The following is a 17,035-nucleotide window of genomic DNA, read 5'->3' on the forward strand; positions in this document are numbered from 1 at the left end:
TTACTTAGCGGTAGTGTTTCTGTAAACTGCTCACCTTATACAAATACCGCCGCGATTCCGCGGACGGATGCTGGGTGGACAGTTTCTGGTAAACTTCATCCGGATCCAGGTTGTTGATGACCGAGAATGCGCGGTTCTTGTCGCTGGAGAAAACCCGCAGCACGCTGCCCGCGCCGCCGTTATAGGCGGTAATCACCGCATAGCGCCGGGAGGTGGGATTGACAATCCCCGCCAGGTAGCTGGACTGCAGCAGCGCCAGATAGGCGGTGCCGGTATCAATGTTGTTTTCCGGATCGAACAGGTAGCTACGGCTTGGCTGGCCCCATTTGCCCTTCATTTTGAACACGTCGCGTCCGGCGCTGTGCTGGACGACCTGCATCAGGCCCAGCGCATCCGAATGACTGACCGCGTAGGGGTTAAAACTGGATTCGGTTTGCATAATCGCCAGGATCAACGACTGATCCACGCCATATTTCTGTGAGGCGTTACGCACCATCGGCAGATATTTATGGGCGCGTTTATCCAGGTGGTTAGCCACCAGCTGGATAGTCACCGACCAGATTTGATGCAGGCCGGACGTGCGCTGCTGCAGCCGGGTTTGCAGCAGGTAATCGGCAAAGTGGGCGGCGCGCCATTCCCAGCGGATGGGATCGCCGTTGTTATCCACCACCTGGCCGTACAGGAAGGGCTGCTTACTGATCTGGATATCATTGACGTCGGAATAGAGATCGATGGAACCGGGGTTGTCGCCCATCAGCAACGTGCTGATAATCGCCTGGCGCAAATGCGACGCCGGATCGCCGGCAATGGTCTCGATGGTAATGGTCCCGGCGTCAAAATTAATATGGCTGCGGGTCTGGTATTGATCGGTGTATTTAACGTAATCCTTCGGTCCGGCAATCAGGACCTCGTTGATGCCCCAAATATTCTCAATATTATTGGCGAACTGCCCCATAAGAATATCAAAACCATTGGTATCTTTAACATAGGCCTCGTTGTCTTCGGTTTTATGACTGGAACACGAGAACAACAGGGGCGCAATCACCAGCAATGCTACAATTTTCTTCATCTTACGGGCCGTGTCAGGACAAGAAAGGCATAATGGGCCTGCGAGCGCTCATCTATCATTATGGTTTAGGCGGCGTGTACCCTTCGACATGCACATCCTGGCCTTCAAACAGAAACTTAATCATCTCCTGTTCCAGTATTTTACGGTCGGCGACGTTCATCATGCTGAGTTTTTTTTCGTTAATCAGCATGGTCTGCCGGGTCTGCCACTGCGCCCAGGCTTCCTTGGAGATATTGTCAAAAATGCGTTTGCCCAGCTCGCCCGGATAAAACTGGAAATCCTGGCCTTCGGCCTCTCGCTTGAGAAAAGTACAGTAGATGGTTCTGCTCATTATTGTTCCTCTTTGTTGGCGGGATGGCCCAAGACCGGTGGCCGCGGCGCGCCTGCGGGCAATTTACCCGCTTGCAGCAACAGGCGCTCGACCGGCGCGGCCAGTCCCACCGATGGCGGTTGCGCTAAGTTATACCAGAGTCCGGCGCCTTCATCCATGCAGCGCTGCGCGCCGTCCGTATTTAACAGCACCGGGACGATATCCAGGTGGAAATGGCTGAAGGTATGGCGAAACGCCGTCAACTGCTCGCCCTGATCGATATCCAGGCCGCGGCTTTGCAGCCAGGCCGCCAGTTCCCCGCGTTGCGTAAACTGCGGGAAGCAGAATAATCCGCCCCACAGGCCGGCGCCCGGGCGCTGTTCCAGCCAAATCCGCTGGCCGGACTTTAGCATCAGGAACCAGGCGGTTTTTTGCGGCAACGCCTGGCGCGGCTTCTTGCCCGGATAGAGCGCCCAGCTGTGGGCGGCATAGGCCTCGCAGCCGGTATTAAGGGGGCACAGCTCGCATTTCGGCCGCGTGCGCGTGCACACCAGCGCGCCCAGGTCCATCATGGCCTGGTTGAACTGCCCGACGCCCTCGGCGGGGGTCACTTCCGCGCTCAGGCTCCAGAGCCGCTGCTCGACCTCTTTTTTGCCGGGCCAGCCGCCGACGGCAAAATAACGCGCCAGAACACGCTTCACATTGCCATCAAGAATAGGATAATGCTGGCCAAGCGCCAGTGATAATATCGCGCCGGCGGTAGAACGGCCGATACCGGGCAGGGCGGTAATGTCTGCAAAAGCGGTGGGGAAGACGCCGCCGTGCCGGTCGGCAATCAGCTGGGCCGCTTTGTGCAGATTACGCCCGCGGGCGTAATAGCCCAGCCCGGTCCACAGATGCAGCACTTCATCCTGCGGCGCCGCCGCCAGCGACCCGACCGTCGGAAATTTAGCCATGAAGCGATAGAAATAAGGGATAACCGTGGCGACCTGGGTTTGTTGCAACATGATCTCCGACAGCCAGACCTTGTACGGCGTCTTGTCCTGCTGCCAGGGAAGTGTTTTGCGCCCGAAGCGCCGGTACCATTCCAGCACTTGTTGCGCGAACAGTTGCGCTTGTCTCATCGGTGGGGTATTACTCTCCGGCAGGTCTTGGCTCGAAATATCAGGCAGCGATTCCAGCACAGAGTTGCCATACTGTAAACAGGAACTTTCCGGTACCGGCCACTTGCTAATCAACGCTATCTTTGCATAATGCGCGATTGCCAATCAATTTGCCTAAAACGAAACTACTATGAGCAATGACGTTATCTCCCATGAATTTGACGACCAGGGACGGCCGCTGCGCCGCATCCGCAGTTTTGTGCGCCGCCAGGGCCGCCTGACCAAAGGCCAGCAGCTGGCAATCGATACGCTGTTGCCGGCCATGGGCGTCGAATACCGGCCCGAGCCGATCGCGCCGGCGTCCCTGTTCGGGCGCGAGGCGCCGCTCACCCTGGAGATTGGCTTCGGCATGGGCGCGTCGCTGGTGGAGATGGCGGCGGCGCATCCGGAACAGGACTTTCTGGGTATCGAGGTGCATCTGCCCGGCGTCGGCGCCTGCCTGCTGAGCGCGCGCGAAGCGGGCATCAGCAACCTGCGGGTGATGTGTCACGACGCCATTGAAGTCCTGGAGCATATGATCCCGGACGAGAGCCTGGCCCTGGTGCAACTCTACTTTCCCGATCCCTGGCATAAAGCCCGTCATAATAAACGGCGCATCGTGCAGACGCCGTTTGCCGAGCTGGTGCGGCGCAAGCTGCGGGCCGGCGGCGTGTTCCATATGGCCACCGACTGGCAGCCCTACGCCGAGCATATGCTGGCGGTGATGAGCGACATGGCGCATTTCCATAATCTTTCCGAACAAGGGGACTACGTCCCGCGTCCCGAATTCCGGCCGTTAACCAAGTTTGAGCAGCGGGGCCAGCGATTAGGCCACGGGGTTTGGGATTTAATGTTCGAAAAAAGTGTCTGATGTTTGACCTTTATTTTCAGGAGAACGTATGTTGCGCAAAGCAGTTCTGGGTATCTTGATGTTAACCGCCTGGCAGGCGCAGGCGGATTATCAGTGCCAGGTAAAACCGCAGGACGATATTTTTATCACCGCGCAGACCGTGCAGGTGGTGGGCGCCAGCGGCAACGTGACCATCAGCCGCAACGGCGACGTGGTGCGTAACGGCCAGCAGGTGGAGCTGGATGCGCGGGCGCGCCAGCAGGCGGTGGATTACCAGGCGGAGATACGTCAACAGCTGCCCTGGATTGACAACGGCGCCCAGGCTCATCTGGAGAAAGGCCGCGTGGCGCTGGACAGGGTTATCGTGCAGCAGTTGGGCAGCGACAGCAACGTGCGTAACCGGCTGACCACGCTTGATAAACAGCTGAAGCAGCAGATGAACCGTATTCTGGAGCATCGCAGCGAAGGACTGGCCTTCCATCATCAGGCCATTGATCAGGTGCAGCAGGACGGCCAGCGCATCGTGCAGCAAAGCATGGGCGGCGTGGTGCAGGATAGCCTCAACGAGATGGGCGTTAAGCAGACGATGAACGCCGCCACCGGCAACAGCCCGCTGCAGTCGGTGATGGGCAATCTGGGCGGCTTGCAAAAAGCCATTCAGGCGGAGTGGAGCAACCAGGAGCAGGAATTCAAGCAATTCGGCGATCAGGTCTGCCAGCGGGTGACCCATCTGGAGCGCCAGCGCAGCGATCTGCTGAAATCCCTGCCGCAATAACGCGCCCGGCGGACGGTTGCAACCGCAGCCGGCCTGTCAACGCCGGCGTAGAGGCTGCCCACCGTGCGCCCGGCGACACCGCCCCGCCGGGATGCTCTTCCCGCGGCCGGAGGCGCCTGAATTATTGGCGCGGGGCGGACCCCGTCATTCCATAAACAGCTCAAGCAGCGGGTTCAGGAACAGCTTGCCTTTTTCCGTCACCTGCCACTCTGACGGGCTTTCGGTAATATAGCCCCCGGCCAGCGCGTGATCCAGCGCTTCGCGCGCCGTGCTTTCATCCAGCCCGGTAAAGGCGGCGTACTCTGCGCGCGGCGTCGGCTCCAGCAGGCGAAAACGGTTCATGAAAAATTCAAACGGCAAATCCGCCGGCACCACCGCATAGCGCTTGTCCAGATATTTACCCTGCATATAGCCGCGCGGATGACGCACTTTCACCGTACGCAGCACGCGGCCGTCGGCCTGGGTTAATTTGCCGTGGGCGCCGCAGCCGATCCCCAGGTAATCGCCAAAACGCCAGTAGTTGAGGTTGTGGCGGCACTGGAAACCGGGTTTGGCATAGGCCGAGGTTTCATATTGCCGGTAGCCCGCGGCGAACAGCAGCGCATTTCCCTGCTGGTAGATATCCCAGAGCGCGTCGTCGTCGGGCAAAACCGGCGGACGCGAGCCGAACAGCGTATTCGGCTCGATGGTCAACTGATACCAGGACAAGTGGGGCGGTTCGAGCGCCATAGCCTGGCGCAGGTCGTCCAGCGCCTGCGCCAGCGTTTGATCGGGCAGGCCGTGCATCAGGTCCAGGTTAAAGCTGCGCAGCCCCAGGCCGGCGGCCAGCCGCGCCGCGCGCCGGGCTTCCTGCGCATCGTGGATGCGCCCGAGGCGCACCAGTTTTTCCGGCTGGAAACTTTGCACGCCGATGGAGATACGGTTAACCCCCGCCTGCTGGTAGCCGTGAAAACGGTCGGCCTCCACGGTGCCGGGATTGGCTTCCATGGTGATTTCCGCCGCGGGGCTCACCGGCAGCCGCGCGCGCACGCCGTCGAGCAACAGCTGCATAGCCCGCGCGCTCAGCAGGCTGGGCGTGCCGCCGCCGATAAAAATGGTGCCGATTTCCCGGCCGCCGGTATAGGCGGCGTCCTGATCCAGATCCGCCAGCAGGTGGCCGACGTACTCTTCATGCGGCACCTCGCCTTTCAACGCATGGGAATTGAAATCGCAATAGGGGCATTTCTGTACGCACCACGGAATATGGATGTACAGGCTCAGCGGCGGCAAACTAAGCATCACGCAGGGCGCCCAGCAACTGCGCCAGCGCCTGGCCGCGATGGGACACGCGCTGTTTTTCCCCGCGGGTCATCTCGGCGGCGGTGCGCTTTTCATCCGGCAGGTAAAATACCGGGTCATAGCCAAAACCGCCGGCGCCCGACGGCGCGCGACTGATGACGCCGCGCCAGATGCCGTGGCACACCAGGGGCGTGGGATCAAGCGCATGGCGCAGATATACCAGCACGCAGTGAAAACAGGCGCCGCGTTCGTTGTCCGGCACGTCCCTCATGGCATCAAGCAGTTTTTCCAGGTTCTGTCGATCGGATGCCGCCGCGCCGGCGTAGCGGGCGGAGTAAATGCCCGGCGCGCCGCCGAGGCTGTCCACCGCCAGGCCCGAATCATCGGCGATGGCCGGCAGGCCGGTGGCCGCCGCCGCATGGCGCGCCTTGAGGATGGCGTTTTCGATAAAGGTCAGGCCTGTCTCCTCGGCGGAGTCGACGCCCAGGGCGGTTTGCGCCGCCACGTCCAGGCCGAAATCCGCCAGTAATTCCGCCAGTTCGGCCACTTTGCCGGCGTTGCCGGTGGCCAGTACTACTTTTTGCATATCATCTGTCCACAAAAGGGGTCATTCGTGCCAGGCGGGGCAAGCCCGGCGCGGGGGATGCCGGTACACGTCTCAGGCGCCGGCGGCGTCGTCCGCCAGCAGTTGCGCGATAAGCGCGGGCAGGCGGGGCGGCTCGGTTATCCGCAGCTGTTTATGACGGCCCAGTTCGCCTTTTTCAATCATAACCCGGCTCTTGGCCACGCCGAACTGTTTGGCGATGAAACGGGTAAGATGTTCATTGGCCTGGCCGTCCACCGGCGGCGCGGTGATCGCGACCTTGATCTCGTCGCCGTGCGGGCCGACTATCCGATCGCCGCTGGCTTTCGGCTGGATATAAAGTCGCAATACCACGTCGCCCGCGTCCAGCCAGGCGCAGATCACAGCCGGTACCAGAGCGTCGGAAACAGGTCCATGCCCATATAGTTGAATAAATACAGGATCAGGATCACCACCATGGCGGAGAAATCGATGCCGCCCATGGCGGGTATAATGCGGCGTACCGGCGCCATCAGCGGTTCGCTAAGCTGGTAGAGCACTTGATCCATCGGGCTACGCCCCTGGCTTATCCAGCTCATCAGCGAGCGGATGATGATAACCCAGAAAATCAGCTGCCCGGCTGATTTCACCAGCGTCAACAGTCCCACCAGCAAATACAGCGGGTCGGGCGTCACGCCGCCGAGCTGGATCAGCATTTCCAGCGGAAACTTCAGCGTGGCCAGGATAAACGCCAGCAGCAGCGACGCCGTATCGATGGGGCCGATGGAGGGAATAACCCGGCGCAGGGGTTTGATGACCGGCTGGGTGATTTTAACGATAAATTGTGAAAACGGATTATAAAAGTCGCAACGGGTCCACTGCATCCAGATGCGCAGCAGCAGCACCATGATATAAAAATCAAATAGCGTCTTGACCAGAAACGTCAGCGTCAGCATAAGAGGGTGATATCCTTAATAGCGTTAAAATGCACGATTACGGCAAAAAATCAGAATAATTTTTCCATTTCTTCAGCGCGCGCCACCGCGGCCTGCATGGCCTCGGCTACGGTTTGCGCCAGCTGATGTTGTTCGAATACCTGTAATGCGGCGGCGGTGGTGCCTCCTTTGGACGTGACATTCTGCCGGAGCGTGGCAAACGGGGTCGCGCTGTTGGCATCGGCCAGGGCGGCGGCGCCGGCGGCGGCCTGTCTTACCAGCAGGCCGGCCGTTTCCTGGTCAAAGCCCATCCTTACCGCCTCTTGCTGCATGGCTTCCATCAACAGGAAAAAATAGGCCGGCGCGCTGCCCGCCGCGGCAATGACGCCGTTTATACCGCTTTCCTCGTCCACCCAGCACACCTTGCCCACCGCGCCCATCAGATCGGCGGTGAAATCGCGATCCGCCCGGCCGACCTGGTCCGGCGCATAAAGGCCGCTCATGCCCTTGCCGACCAATGCCGGCGTATTGGGCATGATGCGCACAATGGCCACCGTCTCGCCGAGCAGGGCGTAAAACCGGCTAACGTTAACACCGGCCGCGATGGAAAGCACCAGTTTGCCGGAAAAATCCATTCCCTGGCGCAGCTGCGCGCAAACCTCGGCCATCAGCTGGGGTTTCACCGCCAGCACCACCACTTCCGCCTCCCTGGCGCCCGCCAGGTTATCGGCGCTTTCATTCACCCCCAGGCGCGCGGCAAGCCGTTGGCGATTGGCCTGCGACGGCGCGCAGACGGTGATCAAACCCGCCGGGTAACCGGTGGCGACCAGGCCGGCGATAATGGCCTGGGCCATGTTGCCCGCGCCGATAAAGGTAATTTTACGCTGTTGCATGCTATTCCTCATGGTAATGGGTTATGCCATCGGTGCGCGATAGTCCCTGGCGCCGAAAATCGCGGTGCCGATACGCACCAGGGTACTGCCGGCGACGATGGCCGCGGGCATATCGTCGGTCATTCCCAGCGACAGCGTATCGGCGCCGGGATGGCTGCGGCGCAAATCCGCAAATAGCGCCGCCATTTGCTGAAAAACCGCCAACTGGCGCTGATAATCCGCCTGCGGGGCGGGAATGGCCATCAGGCCCCGCAGCCTCAGCCTGGGCAGCTCCGCCACCTGGGCGGCCAGATCCGCCATGAGATGCGGCGCAATGCCCGACTTGCTCTCTTCACCGCTGATGTTGATTTGAATCAGCACATTGAGCGGCGCCAGCGCCGGGGGACGCTGGTTGTTCAGGCGTTGCGCCAGCTGCAGGCGATCCAGGGTATGCAGCCAGTCAAAATGCTCCGCCACCAGCCGGCTTTTATTCGACTGTAGCGGACCGATAAAGTGCCAGCTCAACGGCGGGGTAACGGCTTTTTGCCGGAAGTAGCTGATTTTCTCCAGGCCTTCCTGGACATAATTTTCGCCAAAGGCGGTTTGCCCCGCCCGGATGGCTTCTTCGATAGCCGTCACAGGTTTGGTTTTACTTACGGCGAGCAGGGTAATTTCTTGCGGATCGCGGCCGCACTGACGCGCGGTCGCCGAGATTCGTTCTGTTACCTGCTGTAGATTCTGCTCGATAGTACTCATGGTTTCAGGAGGTCATATGGATATTGATGAACTGGTGGCCCTTAGTGTAAAGCATAATGCGTCCGATCTGCACCTTTGTCCCGGCCAGGCGCCGATCGTGCGTATCGACGGCGGTTTGTGTTGTCTGGACCAGCTGCCGCCGGTACGGGAAGACTGGGTCATCGCCTGCGGCGACCGCTTGCTGGATGAACGCGGGCGCGGGCAGCTGGCGCGCGATGGGCAGGCCGACTGCGCGGCCACGCTCTCCAGCCGCCAGCGGCTGCGCTGCCACTTTTTTCGCCAGCGCACCGGGACGTCGGCCACCTTTCGCCTGATACCGACGCAAAGCCCGTCGCTGGCGGAGCTGGGCATCCCACCCGTGGTCAAGGGGCTGCTAAAGCAGCCGCAGGGGCTGCTGCTGGTCACCGGCGCCACCGGCAGCGGCAAATCAAGCTCCCTGGCGGCCATGGTGGACTATGTTAACCTGCAGCGTCAGGTCCATATTATTACCCTGGAAGATCCCATCGAGTATATCCATGCCGCCGGGCGCAGCCTGATCCAACAGCGGGAAATCGGCGGCCATTGCCAGGATTTCAATGCCGGGCTGCGGGCCGCCATGCGCGCAGACCCGGATGTGATCCTGCTGGGGGAACTGCGCGACGAGGCGGATATCCGGCTGGCCCTGCGCGCCGCCGAAACCGGTCATCTGGTCCTGGCGACGCTGCATGCCCGCCACGCCGCTCAGGCGGTGGACCGGCTCCTGGATGTCTTTCCCGCCAATGAGCGCGCCTTTGCCCGTGGCCTATTGGCCGCCGGCCTGCTTGGCATCATGGCGCAAAAGCTGGTTCCCCGGGAGCAGGGCGGGCGCATGGGGCTGTTCGAGCTGATGATTGCCACGCCCGCCGTGCGCAATCTTATTCGCGACGGCAAAACCCATTTGCTGCCGGGCTTGCTGCAGACCGGCAACGCACAGGGCATGCAGACGTTTGAACAAAGCTACCGGCGCATGACCTCGGGCAAATATCTCTACCAGTAAAATATGTGATGGGCTTAGGGCGGCGCGGGTATAACCATTGCAAAAGCGGGGTGGTAGTATAATATCGCAAAAAACCAGCGCGCATGACAGGTATGGCCTGAAATAAGCGCCAAACTACGGCAAATCACGGAAAAAAAATGAGAAAAGTCACCTGGATTTTTATTTTGATCGCGCTGGCGGTGTGGTACTTCACTTCAAAGCAATAGAGGGTGGGTTTACCGCGCTAAAAGGCTTTTTGCCGTCCTGGTTTTTCTGGAACCGCTGGCGATATTCCCGTGGCGAGACGCCAAAAGACTGATTGAACACCACGGAAAAATAATTGCTGTCGTCGAAACCACAGCGTGACGCCACCTCGCCGATGGTCTGTTGTCCATGGCGCAGCAAATCCATGGCTTTGCACAGTCTTAATTGCCGTAAATACTGATTCACCCCGATGCCGGTCTGCTGCTTGAACACCGTCTTCAGGCTACGGGCGTTAAGCTGGTGCCGGTGGCAAAAGTCGTCCAGCCTGAAAGGCTGTTCGATGCTGACCCGCAGCGCCATCAGCAGCAAGTCCAGCTGTTCGGCGTCGGAAAGCAACGGACTGTCGGGGGCGTGGCGAAACCGCTTCAACAGCAGCGCCACCTGCAGGAATAATGCTTCGCTCAGCAGGACGGACAGCGGATCGGTTTTCATGCATTCCCGCGCCAGCGCGTCCACCTCGCGGCGCAATACCGACATGCCGGGGGTGCTAAGTCGCCAGTAGCGTTGTTCCTGCGTCGCTTCCTCGCCCGGCAGCAAGGCGTTCCAATCCGTGGATAGGGTCAGCCGGCCGCGGCAATACAGTATATTATCCAGCTCCAGCTCATTGACCGACTCATAGCTATGGCGATCGCGGGCATTGACGTAAAACAGATCGCCGCAGGTAATGGCATAGGGCACATCATTGAGGATATGCAGGCCATTGCCGCGCCAAACAATCACCAACTCGTCAAAATCATGGTAATGCGTGGGGAATATCGGCTGCGGATGACGATCCGCCACCGTAATCGCATTTTTGTCCGACAGGAAATAGTCGGTGGTACTCAGCTTCAGGTTAGACACCATCAGACCCCCTCAACGCCTGGGCAAGAGAGGGATCATGGCATAACGGGTTACCTAAAAACTTGAGACTGGCGACAATTGTCATATTTTTCCGCCGGCTACCGGCGTTCAGTGTTCACCGTTACGCAACATTTTGGGCGAGTGGGAAAATTCGCGCCGGAACTGGGTGGAAAAATGATTGCTGTCGCTGAAACCGCAGGCGTGGGCTATTTCGGTAATGGTTTTGTCGCTCTCCAGCAGGCGCTTGCGCGCTTCCAGCAAACGCAGCCGGTTAAGATAACGCTGCGGCGTCATGCCGGTCTGCTGTTTTAACTGGCGATGCAGCGTACGCAGCGGCAGTGAAAACTGCTCGGCCAGCGCCATCCAATCGATGTCGTTGCAGAAATTATGCTGCAGCCAGCGCAGCAGGTCGCGCAGGCGCCGCTCGCGATCGCCCTCGCCCTGGCTTTGGAAACAGCCATGGCGCAGCATAATCAAGAGCTGCAAAAATTGCCCTTCGCTGGCCGCGATGCCTTCGGGCGACGTATCCGTCGTCAGCTCGGCAAGCGTTTGGATAAACTGTTTGGCCTGTTGCATGCCCGCATGGTTAATCTGCCAGTTAACCTGGCTGTCCGGCAGGTTCTGGGCCGGCAGGAAGCGGCTGATGTCGGTTAAAAACCGGAAGCCCTGCGGTGAACGATAAAGCACATTGGTCATTATCAGCTCATCGACATTCTCAAATAAATGATGATCGTCCGCGCGGATAAAACAGACGGTGCCGCTATTCAACACATAGGGCTGATCGTTAAACACGTGGATACCCGAGCCTTTCTCCACCAGCACTATTTCCCAAAAATCGTGATAATGCTCAGGGAAGGCGGCCTGGGGCACGCGCGGCTCAATGGTGACCGTCGCGTCTTTGGAAATAAAAAAATCATCACCGCAAAGTAGCGTCATCTTCAGCACCTCACCGTTATTCGGTACTTATAGTATGGCGACTGGCCATGGCTTCACCTTGAATAAATGACCGCCATCGCTGACATTCAGGTTATTTTTTAAAGATTGGCCGGGTGAATATTCAAAATTGCGGCTGAGATCACAGGCGCTGGGGAATAATGCCCTTCATTGCCCGCGTAAATAGTGCGTTATTGAGGTAATGCTATTTTTGTGATCGGTTTCACGTTCATCTTTACTATTCTGCCACCGGCACTTCCATGTTGGCATTCACCGGAAGGTGGCCCGTCATTATTGTGAATACACTGCCGGTCATAGAATGAAAGAGGAATATTCACTATGGCCGTACGAAATAGCGTAGCTGTCGACCTCGGTGCGTCCAGTGGACGGGTCATGCTGGCTCAATGGCATTCAGCCACGCAAAACGTCACGCTTAAGCAAATTCACCGTTTCCCCAATACCTTTATTTCAGTCGACGGGCACGATTGCTGGGACCTGGACCAGTTGGAACGGGAAATCCTGTTTGGCCTGGCCGCGTTGGATAGCGCCGGCACCGTTATCGACAGTATCGGTATCGATACCTGGGGGGTGGATTACGTGCTGCTGAACGCGCAGGGCGAACGGGTAAGCTGCCCGGTATCGTATCGCGATCACCGCACCGACGGCATTATGCCCGCGGTGCTGGATGAACTGGGGCGTGAGCATATTTACCGGCTCACCGGCATTCAGTTCTTGTCCTTCAACACCCTGTACCAACTGAAAGCCTGGCGCCAACAGCACCCCGCCGGCCTCGATCAGGTGGCGCATCTTTTGATGATCCCGGATTATTTTTACTTTCGCCTTACCGGCGCGCTGAACTGGGAATACACCAACGCCAGCACGACCCAATTGCTTAACCTTGCCACCGGGGACTGGGATCCGTCCCTGCTCGATTACCTCGCGATTCCCCGGCGTTGGCTGGGCACGCCTACGCCGCCCGGCAATACGCCCGGACACTGGATCAGCTCGGGCGGCCAGGCGGTGCCGGTTATCGCCGTGGCGTCCCATGATACCGCCAGCGCCGTGGTGGCGGCCCCGCTGCATGGCGATAACTGCGCTTATCTCAGCTCCGGTACCTGGTCGCTGATGGGTATCGACAGCGATCGTCCCTTTAACGACGACCGTGCGCTGGCGATGAATATCACCAACGAAGGCGGCGTCAACGGGCGCTACCGGGTTCTGAAAAACATTATGGGATTATGGCTGTTGCAGCGGGTGTGCAGCGAGCTGGCGATAACGGACCTGGAGGCTTTGCTGGCCGCCGCCGCGGCCCGGCCGGCCTGCCGGAGCCTTATTAATCCCAACGATGAACGATTTGTTAATCCCCCGTCAATGGTGGAGGCCATTCGCCAGGCCTGCCGGGAACAGCAACAGCCGGCGCCGGAGGATGCCGCCGCGCTTGCGCGCTGTATTTTCGACAGCCTGGCCCTGTTATACCGCCAGGTACTGCTTGAACTGGGCCGGCTTCGCGGCGTCCCGCTAAGCCGGCTGCATATCGTCGGCGGCGGCAGCCTGAACCCTTTGCTTAACCAGCTTTGCGCCGACAATTGCCGGATACCGGTGACCGCCGGGCCGGTGGAGGCCTCGACGCTGGGCAATATTGGTTGCCAGCTGATGGCGCTGGGGGAGGTGGCCGACGTCGCCCACTGGCGCGGCGTGGTGGAAGCCAATTTCCCATTACGCCATTACACCCCTAATCCCGATCCCGATTTCGCCACGCACTGGCAACGTTTTTTGGCGCTCTGCCACCTGAAAGAGGAAATTTTATTATGAGTCAATCCATTGAACAAGCCTGGCTCCTGGCCAAACAGCGGTTTGCGGATATCAATGTCAATGTGGAGGGCGCGCTCGAATTACTCGATACCCTGCCGGTATCCATGCATTGCTGGCAGGGCGATGACGTGGCCGGGTTTGAAAACACGGGCGGCGCGCTCACCGGCGGCATCCAGGCCACCGGCAACTATCCCGGCAAAGCGCATAACGCTCAGGAGCTGCGCGCCGACCTGGAGCAGGCGTTCAGCCTGATCCCGGGACCAAAACGCCTGAACCTGCACGCCATCTATCTGGAGGCCGAAGGCAAGGTGGAGCGCAATGAAATCGAGCCGAAGCATTTTTCCCGCTGGGTCAGCTGGGCGCGGGAGCATCATCTGGGACTGGATTTCAACCCCACCTGTTTTTCCCATCCGCTGAGCGCCGACGGGTTTACCCTGTCCCACGCCGACGACGGCATCCGCCAGTTCTGGATTGAACATTGCCAGGCCAGCCGCCGCGTCTCGGCCTATTTCGGCCGTGAACTGGGCACGCCGTCGGTGATGAATATCTGGATCCCGGACGGCATGAAGGACCTGACCATCGATCGCCTGGCGCCCCGTCAGCGGCTGCTGGAGGCGCTGGATGCCGTGATGGCGGAAAAGCTGGACCGCAATCACCATATCGACGCGGTGGAAAGTAAATTATTCGGCATCGGCGCGGAAAGCTATACCGTCGGCTCCAGTGAATTTTATCTGGGGTATGCCACCAGCCGCGGTACCGCCCTGTGCCTCGACGCCGGGCATTTTCATCCCACCGAAGTGATTTCCGATAAGATTTCCAGCGCCATCCTGTTTGTGCCGCGCCTGCTGCTGCACGTGAGCCGCCCGGTACGCTGGGATAGCGATCATGTGGTGCTGCTGGACGACGAAACCCAGGCCATCGCCACGGAAATCGTGCGCCAGAAACTGTTTAACCGCGTGCATATCGGCCTGGATTTCTTCGATGCCTCCATCAACCGCATCGCCGCGTGGGTCATCGGCACCCGCAATATGAAAAAAGCGCTGCTGCGGGCGCTGCTGGAGCCGACCGGGGAACTGCGCCGGCTTGAGCAGCAGGGCGACTATACGGCGCGCCTGGCGCTGCTGGAAGAGCAAAAATCGCTGCCCTGGCAGGCGGTATGGGACAAATATTGCCAATTGCACAATGTGCCGGTAGGCGGCGATTGGCTGCAGACGGTGCGTGAATATGAACGCGCAACGTTAACAACACGCAAAGGATAAGACGCTATGCAAACAATACTGACTTCCTGGTTTGTACAGGGAATGGTCAAAGCCACCACCGACATGTGGCTTAAAGGCTGGGATGAACGTAATGGCGGCAACGTTAGCCTGCGCCTGACCCCCGAAGACGTGGCGCCGTACCGTGGGGAATTCACGCCCCGGCCGCGCACCGAAACGCTGACCGAGCCGGTGCCGGAGCTGGCCAATACCTATTTTCTGGTCACCGGTTCAGGTAAGTTTTTCCGCAATGTCCAGCTATCGCCGTCGGATAACCTGGTGCTGTTGCAGGTAAACGCCGCGGGCAACGGCTACAGCATTCTGTGGGGCCTGACCGCCGGCGGCCTGCCGACGTCGGAACTGGCGTCCCATTTCCAGTCGCATGTGGTGCGCCGGGAAGTGACGCAGGGCAGCGGCCGGGTGATTATGCACTGTCATGCCACCAACCTGATTGCTCTGAGTTTTGTGCTGAAGCTGGACAGCGCGCATTTTACCCGCGAACTGTGGGAAGGCAGCACCGAATGCCTGGTGGTGTTCCCTGACGGCGTGGGCATCGTGCCCTGGATGGTGCCCGGTACCGACGGCATCGGCAACGCCACCTCGGCGCAGATGCGTTCCCATTCGCTGGTACTGTGGCCGTTCCACGGCATTTTTGCCACCGGGCCGACCCTGGACGACGCCTTTGGCCTGATTGACACCGCGGAAAAATCGGCCGAAATCATGGTCAAGGTGCGCGCCATGGGCGGCAAAAAGCAGACCATCAGCCGCGACGAGCTGATCGCCCTGGGGCAGCGTTTCGGCGTGACGCCGATGGCGTCGGCGCTGGATGTAGAGTAAGGCGCCGGTACCGGCGCGGCGGATGTTCACGCGCCCGGGATTCGGCGTGCCGCGCCCGCGCCGGTTCACCCTCATTATTGATAAGAGCATTGATTATGATCAGAAAGGCCTTTGTCATGCAGGTCAATCCCGACGCCCACGAGGAGTACCGGCGGCGTCATAACCCGATCTGGCCGGAATTGGAATACACCCTTAAAGCCCACGGCGCCCACCACTACAGCATTTTCATGGACGAGGAGCGCCATTTGCTGTTTGCGTATGTGGAAATGGAGTCCGAGCAGCGGTGGAACGAAGTGGCCGCCACCGGGGTGTGCCAGCGCTGGTGGCGCCATATGACCGACGTGATGCCGGCCAATGCGGACAACAGCCCGGTAAGCCGTGAGCTGCGGCCGGTTTTTTATCTGGAGTGAGCGACGTTGCTGACCGGATTACCCGGCAGGCATTACCGGAAATCCCTTACCTGGCATGGGGGTGGCGCACGGCCAGCAGCTGTTCAAACCAGCTTTCCAGGATCACCACCGCCGATCCGGCGTCGACCCGGCCCTTGTTCAACGCGCGGTAGCCGCCGCGCTCGAACAGGTCGGCGCGTGCTTCCACGGTACTCAGGCGCTCATCGTGCAGCACCACCTCAAAACCAAAACGGCCATGCAACCGGTTGGCGAACTTACGCGCCTTAAGCGTCAGCGGCTGCTCGGTGCCGTCCATATTCAGCGGCAGTCCCACCACAATCACGTCCGGCTGCCATTCACGCAGGAGTTTTTCCACCGCCAGCCAGTCGGGAACGCCATCCTGGGCCTTAAACGCCGCCAGGGGACGGGCGGTGCAGGTGACTTCCTGGCCAATGGCAACGCCAATGCTTTTGGTGCCGAAATCAAAAGCCATCATGGTCCGGTTGGTCATCAGGCGTGGCCCGCTTCGTTGGCGATATTATGAATATCGATACCCAGCTTCCTGGCCGCATCGCGCCAGCGCGACGCGATGGGCGTGCGAAACAGGATATCGCTGTCGGCCGGGATGGTCAGCCAGGCGTTTTCCAATAATTCCTGCTCCAGCTGCCCCTTGTCCCAGCCGGCGTAGCCCAGCGCCACCAGCACATCCTGCGGCTGCTGCGCGGTGCCGAGGGTTTCCAGCACATCCTTGGACGTGGTAATCATGGTTTCAGCGGAGATGCCGATGCTGGAGCCGAATCCCTCGCAGGGGGTATGCAGGATAAACCCGCGATCGTCCGCCAGCGGGCCGCCGGCAAACACCGGTTTATCCAGGCGGATCGCCGGATCGCGCTCGGCCGGCATGATCTTGAGTTTGTGCAGCACGCTCTCGACGGTGAACTGCTCGACGGGTTTATTAATGACGAGTCCCATGGCCCCGTCGTCGTTATGCTCGCAGATATAGATCACCGCGCGTTTGAACATAGGGTCTTGCAAAGAGGGCATGGCGATAAGAAAGTGATGCTGTAAATTCATTCTGTCTTTTTAGGGTGAGTAGTTTAATAAATAGTCGAACAGCAGTATGCGGCTAAATCAGGGATAAGTCACTGGCCGCAAGCGAAA

General features: G+C 59.5%; 20 protein-coding genes. 7 read left to right on the forward strand and 13 right to left on the reverse strand.

The features are described from left to right. Positions 1-4 precede the first annotated feature (4 nt). From mltC to mutY, 3 genes are read right to left on the reverse strand one after another with little or no spacing between them, the layout of a single operon-like run. Complete coding sequence (gene mltC / locus ACL2XN_RS21935) at positions 5-1,069, reverse strand: membrane-bound lytic murein transglycosylase MltC (RefSeq protein WP_410013554.1); 1,065 nt, start codon at positions 1,067-1,069, stop codon at positions 5-7. 58 nt (positions 1,070-1,127) lie between these two features. Further along, positions 1,128-1,400 (reverse strand): oxidative damage protection protein, encoded by a 273-nt coding sequence (locus ACL2XN_RS21940; protein ID WP_162366945.1) that lies wholly within the window; start codon positions 1,398-1,400, stop codon positions 1,128-1,130. Further along, a complete protein-coding gene (mutY, locus tag ACL2XN_RS21945; RefSeq protein ID WP_413729470.1) occupies positions 1,400-2,503 on the reverse strand; it encodes an A/G-specific adenine glycosylase in 1,104 nt (367 codons plus the stop codon). The genes ACL2XN_RS21940 and mutY overlap by 1 nt, the downstream gene beginning before the upstream one ends. A 169-nt stretch (positions 2,504-2,672) precedes the next feature. On the opposite strand from mutY, the gene trmB reads away from it, so the two are divergent. Then, positions 2,673-3,392, forward strand: a complete 720-nt coding sequence (trmB, locus tag ACL2XN_RS21950) for a tRNA (guanosine(46)-N7)-methyltransferase TrmB (RefSeq protein WP_413729471.1) — start codon at positions 2,673-2,675, stop codon at positions 3,390-3,392. Positions 3,393-3,420: 28 nt separating this feature from the next. Beyond that, positions 3,421-4,146: a DUF2884 domain-containing protein gene (locus ACL2XN_RS21955; protein WP_413729472.1), complete on the forward strand. Its 726-nt coding sequence runs from the start codon at positions 3,421-3,423 to the stop codon at positions 4,144-4,146. Positions 4,147-4,290: 144 nt separating this feature from the next. On the opposite strand, the gene hemW is transcribed toward ACL2XN_RS21955, so the two are convergent. The 6 genes from hemW to ACL2XN_RS21985 all read right to left on the reverse strand — a co-directional run bounded on the left by hemW (position 4,291) and on the right by ACL2XN_RS21985 (position 8,549). Continuing rightward, positions 4,291-5,424, reverse strand: coding sequence for a radical SAM family heme chaperone HemW (gene hemW, locus ACL2XN_RS21960; RefSeq protein WP_413731014.1), 1,134 nt, complete (start codon positions 5,422-5,424; stop codon positions 4,291-4,293). After that, entirely contained in the window at positions 5,417-6,010 is a 594-nt protein-coding gene (rdgB, locus tag ACL2XN_RS21965) for an RdgB/HAM1 family non-canonical purine NTP pyrophosphatase (protein WP_413729473.1), read from the reverse strand. Before rdgB ends, hemW begins: the two co-directional genes overlap by 8 nt. Positions 6,011-6,082: 72 nt before the next feature. Continuing rightward, positions 6,083-6,391, reverse strand: coding sequence for a DUF167 family protein YggU (gene yggU / locus ACL2XN_RS21970; protein WP_410013559.1), 309 nt, complete (start codon positions 6,389-6,391; stop codon positions 6,083-6,085). Further along, positions 6,388-6,942, reverse strand: coding sequence for a YggT family protein (locus ACL2XN_RS21975; protein WP_410013560.1), 555 nt, complete (start codon positions 6,940-6,942; stop codon positions 6,388-6,390). The genes yggU and ACL2XN_RS21975 overlap by 4 nt, the downstream gene beginning before the upstream one ends. Positions 6,943-6,992: 50 nt before the next feature. Then, positions 6,993-7,814, reverse strand: coding sequence for a pyrroline-5-carboxylate reductase (gene proC / locus ACL2XN_RS21980; RefSeq protein WP_413729474.1), 822 nt, complete (start codon positions 7,812-7,814; stop codon positions 6,993-6,995). A 21-nt stretch (positions 7,815-7,835) separates the two neighbouring features. Further along, entirely contained in the window at positions 7,836-8,549 is a 714-nt protein-coding gene (locus ACL2XN_RS21985) for a YggS family pyridoxal phosphate-dependent enzyme (protein ID WP_413721429.1), read from the reverse strand. A 16-nt stretch (positions 8,550-8,565) separates the two neighbouring features. Here ACL2XN_RS21985 and ACL2XN_RS21990 point away from each other — a divergent pair, with 16 nt between their 5' ends. Continuing rightward, positions 8,566-9,564 carry a type IV pilus twitching motility protein PilT gene (locus tag ACL2XN_RS21990; RefSeq protein WP_413721428.1) on the forward strand — a complete coding sequence of 333 codons (999 nt, stop codon included), beginning with the start codon at positions 8,566-8,568 and terminating at the stop codon, positions 9,562-9,564. Positions 9,565-9,753: 189 nt separating this feature from the next. On the opposite strand, the gene rhaR is transcribed toward ACL2XN_RS21990, so the two are convergent. Together rhaR and rhaS are read right to left on the reverse strand one after the other, a co-directional pair. Further along, complete coding sequence (gene rhaR / locus ACL2XN_RS21995) at positions 9,754-10,650, reverse strand: HTH-type transcriptional activator RhaR (RefSeq protein WP_410013564.1); 897 nt, start codon at positions 10,648-10,650, stop codon at positions 9,754-9,756. A 105-nt stretch (positions 10,651-10,755) separates the two neighbouring features. Beyond that, entirely contained in the window at positions 10,756-11,583 is an 828-nt protein-coding gene (rhaS, locus tag ACL2XN_RS22000; RefSeq protein WP_410013565.1) for an HTH-type transcriptional activator RhaS, read from the reverse strand. Positions 11,584-11,919: 336 nt separating this feature from the next. Here rhaS and rhaB point away from each other — a divergent pair, with 336 nt between their 5' ends. The 4 genes from rhaB to rhaM all read left to right on the forward strand — a co-directional run bounded on the left by rhaB (position 11,920) and on the right by rhaM (position 15,895). After that, a complete protein-coding gene (gene rhaB / locus ACL2XN_RS22005; protein ID WP_413729475.1) occupies positions 11,920-13,392 on the forward strand; it encodes a rhamnulokinase in 1,473 nt (490 codons plus the stop codon). Beyond that, a complete protein-coding gene (locus ACL2XN_RS22010) occupies positions 13,389-14,651 on the forward strand; it encodes an L-rhamnose isomerase (RefSeq protein ID WP_413729476.1) in 1,263 nt (420 codons plus the stop codon). Before rhaB ends, ACL2XN_RS22010 begins: the two co-directional genes overlap by 4 nt. Positions 14,652-14,657: 6 nt before the next feature. Beyond that, entirely contained in the window at positions 14,658-15,485 is an 828-nt protein-coding gene (gene rhaD / locus ACL2XN_RS22015; RefSeq protein ID WP_413721426.1) for a rhamnulose-1-phosphate aldolase, read from the forward strand. A 95-nt stretch (positions 15,486-15,580) separates the two neighbouring features. After that, positions 15,581-15,895 carry an L-rhamnose mutarotase gene (gene rhaM, locus ACL2XN_RS22020; protein ID WP_410013569.1) on the forward strand — a complete coding sequence of 105 codons (315 nt, stop codon included), beginning with the start codon at positions 15,581-15,583 and terminating at the stop codon, positions 15,893-15,895. Between the two features lie 46 nt (positions 15,896-15,941). Here rhaM and ruvX read toward each other — a convergent pair whose 3' ends face one another. Then, positions 15,942-16,385, reverse strand: a complete 444-nt coding sequence (ruvX, locus tag ACL2XN_RS22025) for a Holliday junction resolvase RuvX (protein ID WP_410013570.1) — start codon at positions 16,383-16,385, stop codon at positions 15,942-15,944. Next, on the reverse strand, positions 16,385-16,948 hold the full coding sequence (locus ACL2XN_RS22030) for a YqgE/AlgH family protein (protein WP_410013571.1): 564 nt from the start codon (positions 16,946-16,948) through the stop codon (positions 16,385-16,387). The genes ruvX and ACL2XN_RS22030 overlap by 1 nt, the downstream gene beginning before the upstream one ends. Positions 16,949-17,035: the final 87 nt, after the last annotated feature.

Origin of the sequence: Sodalis sp. RH22, from assembly GCF_047324165.1 — a bacterium.
In the GTDB taxonomy this organism is placed as follows: Bacteria; Pseudomonadota; Gammaproteobacteria; order Enterobacterales; family Enterobacteriaceae; genus Acerihabitans.